2 protein-coding genes are annotated in these 1,412 nt (G+C 60.0%); one reads left to right on the forward strand and one right to left on the reverse strand.

Going from position 1 to position 1,412, the window contains the following annotated elements:
• On the reverse strand, positions 1-709 hold a 709-nt coding region (locus BKD70_RS22910; RefSeq protein WP_139145806.1), incomplete at its 3' end, for a 2Fe-2S iron-sulfur cluster-binding protein.
• Between the two features lie 280 nt (positions 710-989).
• Here BKD70_RS22910 and BKD70_RS22915 point away from each other — a divergent pair.
• Positions 990-1,412 (forward strand): GntR family transcriptional regulator (locus BKD70_RS22915; protein ID WP_139145807.1); only part of this gene is annotated, 423 nt, incomplete at its 3' end.

A 1,412-nucleotide genomic window follows, 5' to 3' on the forward strand; every position in this document is an offset into this window, starting at 1 on the left:
TGTGGTGGAACTGGGTGACCTCCAGCGCCAGGTCAGTGCCGCCGGCCAGCAGGCGGGCTTGCGGATAGGCGTCATAGAGGTCGGCCAGATCGGCGACGGTCAGTGGCACCAGGCAACGCTTGTCACCGCTGTTGAGTTCACCGGTCTGGGTCGGCGCGATGGCCTTGAGGCGAGCGATGGTTTCAGTCTGGCGGCTGTCGAATTGATCCTGGGGCTTGTTGCAGCAGGCCTGTTCGGCGGCGGCGAGGATCGGGCGATAACCGGTGCAACGACACAGGTTGCCGGCAAGGGCTTCATGGGCTTTCTGGCTGTCGGGGGCATCGCTGTTCTTTTGCAGGGCAAACAGCGACATCACGAAACCTGGGGTACAAAAGCCGCACTGCGAACCGTGGCACTCGACCATGGCCTGTTGCACGCTGTGCAGTTGGCCCTGGTGCTTGAGGTCTTCGACGCTGATCAATTGTTTGCCGTGCAGCGACGAGACAAACGTCAGGCAGGAATTGAGGCTGCGATAACGAATCTGCTCGGCGCCTTGCTCGTCGGAGTGCAACTCGCCGACCACCACGGTGCACGCGCCACAGTCGCCGCTGGCGCAGCCTTCCTTGGTACCGGGCTTGCCCACATGCTCGCGCAGATAGTTGAGCACGGTCAGGTTGGGGTCCAGGGCGTGCTCGCTACGGAGTTCCTGGTTAAGTAAAAACTGGATCACGGAAGGCCTCGCAGACTCATTATTGTTGTTAACCGCTTTGCGCCGAATCTAGTCATGTCTGACTTTTCGGTCAATGGGTTTCTGACCTAAGGGTCAAGAAAATGCGGTCGCAACACTTACAATTATGGTCCAGTCTTCTGGAACCGGCGTTTTTGGCGGCTTACAGGCTTTCAACGTTGCTTATTTCGTGCCAAATTCGCCACGGTGGGCGTAGCGCCATCAGCGGGCCAATGCGCTACACTGCCGCGCTTGTACCGATAGCAGATTTTGAAGGGAAAACATGACGTTCAAGGCGCCGGACAGTCTCGCCGAGCAAATTGCTCACCACCTCGCCGAACGTATCATTCGCGGCGATCTCGAGCCTGGGGAGCGGATCCAGGAACAGAAGGTCACGCTGGCGCTCAACGTCAGCCGTGGTTCCGTGCGCGAAGCCTTGCTGATCCTTGAGCGCCGCCATCTGATTGCGATCCTGCCGCGCCGTGGCGCCCACGTCACCGAACTCACCGCGCACAAGGTGCAGAGCCTGTGTACGTTGATGGGCGAGATGTACATCCTGCTCGGCAATGCGGTTGCCGAAGGCTGGCAGACCCAGGCCGACATGGCTCCGTTCCTGCAGATCCAGCAACGCCTGCAGCTGAGCCTGGAGCGCGAGGACATCCGCGCCTTCGTCGAAGAAAGCTTCAATGTGATGCGCGCCGCGTAC

The organism is Pseudomonas sp. BS-2016 (assembly GCF_001806145.1).
Lineage (GTDB): Bacteria > Pseudomonadota > Gammaproteobacteria > Pseudomonadales > Pseudomonadaceae > Aquipseudomonas > Aquipseudomonas lundensis.